6 protein-coding genes and 1 rRNA gene are annotated in these 5456 nt (G+C 63.6%); 5 read left to right on the top strand and 2 right to left on the bottom strand.

The genetic code is table 11. The annotated features are described in order from the left end of the window. The first annotated feature begins 7 nt into the window (after nt 1–7). Together AC3IFE_RS18640 and AC3IFE_RS18645 are read left to right on the top strand one after the other, a co-directional pair. Nucleotides 8–121 carry an Imm74 family immunity protein gene (locus AC3IFE_RS18640; protein WP_489191517.1) on the top strand — a complete coding sequence of 38 codons (114 nt, stop codon included), beginning with the start codon at nt 8–10 and terminating at the stop codon, nt 119–121. A gap of 209 nt (nt 122–330) precedes the next feature. Beyond that, complete coding sequence (locus tag AC3IFE_RS18645) at nt 331–993, top strand: hypothetical protein (protein WP_489191513.1); 663 nt, start codon at nt 331–333, stop codon at nt 991–993. 474 nt (nt 994–1467) lie between these two features. Here the strand turns inward: AC3IFE_RS18645 and AC3IFE_RS18650 are convergent, their stop codons facing one another. Next, a complete protein-coding gene (locus AC3IFE_RS18650) occupies nt 1468–2226 on the bottom strand; it encodes an anti-sigma factor family protein (RefSeq protein ID WP_489191514.1) in 759 nt (252 codons plus the stop codon). After that, nucleotides 2223–2744 carry a sigma-70 family RNA polymerase sigma factor gene (locus tag AC3IFE_RS18655; RefSeq protein WP_301739591.1) on the bottom strand — a complete coding sequence of 174 codons (522 nt, stop codon included), beginning with the start codon at nt 2742–2744 and terminating at the stop codon, nt 2223–2225. The genes AC3IFE_RS18650 and AC3IFE_RS18655 overlap by 4 nt, the downstream gene beginning before the upstream one ends. A gap of 158 nt (nt 2745–2902) precedes the next feature. Here AC3IFE_RS18655 and AC3IFE_RS18660 point away from each other — a divergent pair, with 158 nt between their 5' ends. The 3 genes from AC3IFE_RS18660 to AC3IFE_RS18670 all read left to right on the top strand — a co-directional run. Beyond that, nucleotides 2903–3994: a catalase family peroxidase gene (locus AC3IFE_RS18660; protein ID WP_489191515.1), complete on the top strand. Its 1092-nt coding sequence runs from the start codon at nt 2903–2905 to the stop codon at nt 3992–3994. Further along, nucleotides 3991–4524 (top strand): cytochrome b, encoded by a 534-nt coding sequence (locus AC3IFE_RS18665; RefSeq protein ID WP_089466259.1) that lies wholly within the window; start codon nt 3991–3993, stop codon nt 4522–4524. Before AC3IFE_RS18660 ends, AC3IFE_RS18665 begins: the two co-directional genes overlap by 4 nt. A gap of 575 nt (nt 4525–5099) precedes the next feature. Next, nucleotides 5100–5456 (top strand): 16S ribosomal RNA (locus tag AC3IFE_RS18670); the annotation flags it as partial.

Consider the following 5456-nt stretch of genomic DNA (forward strand, 5'->3'; position numbering starts at 1 on the left):
GAAGTACGTGGCGCCGCCGCACGATGACCGGCCGATCGATGCCATCACACGTCAAGCCGTGATTTCGGCAATCGCCGCATATTTCTCTTCTCGGCACATGACGGTCGATTTCGAACCCTGAGCCTTTGACGATGACCGACACGACGAATCCGAAATGTCGTCCGGCGTGTTCGTGGCTGCACTTCAGGATCGGGAAGTCATTCCACTACGTCATCGCGCCGGAAACCGGCGAGATTCTCGGGATAGTCGGAACGAAGTGACCAGAAGCGCGGGCGGCGGTGTGTGGATAACCGACGCGCAAAACAGCTCCAAACACTGTGCATTCGCCGAGTGAGCATCGACGCGAGTCATGCAAGCTGCGTGTTCTTTCCCACGCTTGAATGCCGCACTTCACACGGATTCCTCATGTCGATCATGTCTCCGGTCATCAGGTGGAGCTTCGGCCTCGCAGCCGTTGCGACCGTCGCAACGGCATTCGCGAAAGTCGACGCGCCTGCCTCGGTGCGGCTCTCGAACGGACGTGAACTGCAGCAACACGGAAAGCGGTTGTTCGAGGTCGACGACGCGCATCACCGCACGAGCACGGTACGGTTGCCGATCGCACTGCGTCGGGCGATCGCGTCTGCGTCGAGCATCGGCTTTCCGTCGGCGAGCTCGAGAGCCATCGGGGGCAAGGAGTTCGTACTGATCGTCGTGAACCATTCGTCGAGTCGCGACCCGATGGGCTATTGCGGCGCGGGCGAGGAAAGTACGCTCTACGTCCTGCGGATCCGCGGCGACGCTGCTGCGTCGAGCTATGCAATGCCGGTGCAGAGTTGTCTGGATAGCGTGTCGCTCGACACCGACGGGGATAATCGATCGCCTTACCTGGCCATCGAATGGATCGACGATGCCGTGGGCTTCAAGGTCACGTGGACCAACATCGACGATTCGGGCCCTGCAACGCATGAGTATCGCTATGACGGTAGTGCGTTCGTGGAGCGCACGAAATGAGCGCATGTGGACAACCGACGCACGATCCAGTCCAAACCCTGTGCATCCGACCGGTGAGTGTCCCGGTTTCAATGCGCATATCGGCCTGAATACCTTGCCCGGCAAGGCTTGCCGACAATGAAAGAAGGCAGCGAACGAATCGCCGGCGACGTCCGGAAGTTGAATGTCTTGTGGATATCGCCGACTCGCAGCCACTCAAAATCCTGTGCATTCACCGGGTGAGCGAACCGACCGAAGCCAGCATGCAGGACCGTCATGATCGATGTGGATATCCTGTTCCACGGCGACTCGAAACCCTGTGATTTTAAAGGTGAGGGCGCCAGCGCGGGTTCGATGTGAATAACAGGCCGGCAAGTCAGTCGAAATGCTGTGCATTCGATTCGTGAGCGTGCACCCGCTCAAGCCCGCCGGGCCGCCCCGCGAAAGGCGCTGGCGGCCGCCACCAACCGTCAACCGGGCGCTTATCCTACCGCTTCAAGTCTGCTGATCGAGCGCCTGCACGACTGCTTTCTCGCCAACGCTCCCGGCCGGCCCGACCACCGCATAGTTGAGCCCGTTCACCGACCCATACCGCGCGAGCAGCGCGCCATCCACGCGTTGCCCGTTCGGCAGCAGCCGATGTTCCGATTCCGCTGGCCGGAGATAGAAACTCAGCGTCCGCCCCGCATCATCCTGATAGAGCACCATCGCGGCAGTCGCGCCGCTGTCCGTCGTGAACAGCCGCCCGCCGACCGGCCTGAACCCCGCCGCGCTCAAATCCGGCAGCTTCGCCGATGCACCCACGCCTTTGGTGAGCCATCCCTGCAAGTCGCGCGCACCGGTCGGCCGGTAATCGACCTTGGCCGTCCGATCGATCACCATCATCTGGTAAGCCTTGACCGCATCGCTCATCGGCGCGATCGGCGGCGGCGCGTTCCACCCGCGCGCCTGCCATCCGCCGAACGTCCCGAGCCCGACGCAGAACACGAACGAAGCCGCCATCGCGAACCGCATCCGCGCGCGCTCGGCCCGCTGGCCGCGAATCGCCGCCGGATCCAGCGCGGGGTTATCGGCCGGCATCCGCACGCTCTCCAGCGCGGCCCGCAGCCGCTGCGCGTCCTGCTGCCATTGCTTCACCTGTTCGGCGCGCGCCGGATGCAGCGCGAGATAGCGCTCGACCGCGGCACGCGCATCGTCGTCGAGCTGGCCGTCGACATAGGCCTGAAGGTCATGTTCGTTCGGAGGCGTGTTCATTTCTTCATCAATCGGAGAGAAGGAGCAGGAAGCTCACCGTCGCTGAGCTGGCGCAGCGCCTGGCGCGCGCGGGAGAGCCGCGACATCACGGTGCCGATCGGCACCTCGAGCAGGTCGGCGGCTTCCTGATAGGTGAAGCCTTCGACCGCCACGAGCAGCAGCAGGCTGCGCTGCTCGTCGGAGAGCCGGCCGAACGCTTCGAGCGTCGCGCGCGCCGCGAATTCGCGTTCGGCGGACGGCCAGTGCGCTTCGTCGTCTTCACCCATGCGGCCGAGCAGCCACGCGTAGCGCTTCGCGCTGCGTTTGCCATCGAGAAATTGCCGGTACAGGATCGTGAAGAGCCAGCTGCGCAGCGAAGCGTCGTCGCGACGGCTCGTCCAGCGCGACAGTGCGCGTTCGAGCGTCGACTGGACGAGATCGTCGGCCGCGTGGACGTCGCGCGCCAGCCAGAGCGCGAAGCGTCGCAGCCTGGGGATGAGTTCACGCAATGCTTCGTCGTCGAGGGCGGTGGAGGGCATGGCTGGGCCGGTTGCCGAAAGGGTCGTAGATGCCGCGTAGGACGCCGGCCGGCATCGGTTATTCCCTCCAGCATACGAAAAAATTCTTCGTGGAATAAAGCGGCGTGGGCGGCGTCCTACGCGCGTTCGACAATGATCTGACGATCGGGAGTGCATTCATGAAGCAATCTTCTTCTTCGCCGCAGCGCGAGCCCGGGCGCGGGCGCGGGTGGTGGCGCTGGGCCGTGATCGGCGGCGCGGTGGCCGGCGTGGCCGCGGCGTTCGGGTATGCCGGCGGGTGGCTCGCGCCGGCGCGTCTGACCCCGCATCGCATCGTCGATGCGCTGCAGACCAACAGCGGCATCCATCCCGGCTACCGGCGCAATCACGCGAAGGGCGTGTGCGTGACCGGCTACTTCGAGGGCAATGGCGCCGCGAGCGCGTATTCGGTCGCGCCGTTCTTCAAGGCGGTGCGCACGCCGGTGGTCGGACGTTTCGCGTTGCCGGGCGGGAATCCTTATGCGCCGGACAGCAGCGTGCCGATCCGCAGCCTCGCGCTGAAGCTCACCGCGCCGGACGGCGAGCAATGGCGGACCGGGATGAACGCGATGCCGGTGTTCCCGGTCGCGACGCCGCAGGCGTTCTACGAGCAGACGCTCGCGACCCGGCCCGATCCGAAGACGGGCAAGCCGGATCCGGCGAAGGTGAAGGCGTTCTTCGGCGCGCATCCGGAAGCGGGCGCGTTCCTGCAGTGGGTGAAGGGTGCGAAGCCGAGCGCGAGCTACGTCACCGAAAGCTATTACGGGTTGAACGCCTTCTACTTCGTCGATGCTGCCGGCAAGCGCCAGGCGGTGCGGTGGCGCGTCGTGCCGGAGCAGACGGCCGGCGCCGGCGACGTCGCGACGGCCGCGGATCCGAACGTGCTGCAGCAGGACGTGACGCAGCGCATCGCGGCCGGCCCGCAGAAGTGGAAGCTGCTGGTCACGCTGGCGGACCCTGGCGACCCCGTGGACGACGCGACGAAGGTCTGGCCCGAGCAGCGCAAGACGATCGATGCGGGCACGCTCGTGCTCGACCGCGTGGAGGCGCAGGACAGCGGCCCGTGCCGCGACGTGAATTACGACCCAACGGTGCTGCCGCAGGGGATCCAGGTGTCGGGCGATCCGTTGCTGGCGGCGCGCTCGGCCGCGTATGCGGATTCGTATCTGCGACGCACGAGTGAAGAGGCCGGCGTGGCAGGCGTGGCGCGAGTGAGTGGGGAGGGACGATGATGAAGGCTTCGACGACGTTTAGTTTGCCGGCGCGGGTGCTGCACTGGGTGATGGCCGCGATGATCCTCGCGATGCTGTTCATCGGGGTGGGAATGGTGGCGTCGGTTTCCGAGCGGCACGAGATCCTGGTGGCGATTCACAAGCCGCTGGGCGTGGCCGTGCTGGTGCTGGTGTGCGTGCGGATCGTGGTGCGGATGCTGTCGAAGCCGCCGGCGTTGCCCGACGATCTGCCGTGGTGGCAGAAGGCGGCAGCGCACGGGTCGCATCTCGTGCTGTATGCGCTGATGGTGGCGATGCCGCTGATCGGCTGGGCGATGCTGTCGGCGGGCGGATATCCGGTGACGTTGGGCGGCGGCGTGCAACTGCCGGCGCTGGTGTCGGCCGATCCGGTGACATTCGCGTGGCTCCGGGTTGCGCATCGCCTGCTGGCGTATCTGTTCTTCCTGACGTTCCTCGCGCACTTTGCCGCGGCGCTGTATCACGGGCTGATTCGGCGGGACGGGGTGGTGAGGGCGATGGTGGGGCGGTAATCGACGGAAGGTTGCGTGCGATGCGGCGGGGCTGTTCAAGGGCGACCGAGGCTGCGCCTGCCGTGTCGCCTATATATGAGCACCAGGAAGTGCTCAGCGGTCCCCCGCCATAGCACGTCAAAAATATTTCACAAAAGGGGTTGCGGAGACCGGGGCGGATGCATAGAATCACGCCTCTTTCGCGCTAACGGAAACACGGCGCGGGAGAAAAGAGGGAAGCGGTGCTGTTGAAGTCGGTTTTATCGATTCCAGTGCACGTGAAATTAAACCGCAGTCGTCGCAACGAAGTAGTTAAAAAAGTTGTTGACGAGTCTCAAAAAACGGTTGATAATCTCGCTTCTCTGCTGCTGAAAACGCAGCGCTGCGGGAAACGCTAGGTTCCTCGCAGAAATGCTCTTTAAAAATTAACAGCCGATAAGTGTGGGCGCTTGATGGCAGCGAGCTGATCCTCGGATCAGATAGCGAAAGTATCAAGAGTCTCACACTAAAGTAAGTCAGGTTTATGAAGTGATTCATATTCCTGTCAGCTTTGAGTGAGCGACCGGTTCGCAAGAACCGAAAACAGTAACAGGTTTGAACTGAAGAGTTTGATCCTGGCTCAGATTGAACGCTGGCGGCATGCCTTACACATGCAAGTCGAACGGCAGCACGGGTGCTTGCACCTGGTGGCGAGTGGCGAACGGGTGAGTAATACATCGGAACATGTCCTGTAGTGGGGGATAGCCCGGCGAAAGCCGGATTAATACCGCATACGATCCATGGATGAAAGCGGGGGACCTTCGGGCCTCGCGCTATAGGGTTGGCCGATGGCTGATTAGCTAGTTGGTGGGGTAAAGGCCTACCAAGGCGACGATCAGTAGCTGGTCTGAGAGGACGACCAGCCACACTGGGACTGAGACACGGCCCAGACTCCTACGGGAGGCAGCAGTGGG

It is taken from the genome of Burkholderia sp. APQ4-4ca (genome assembly GCF_057837105.1).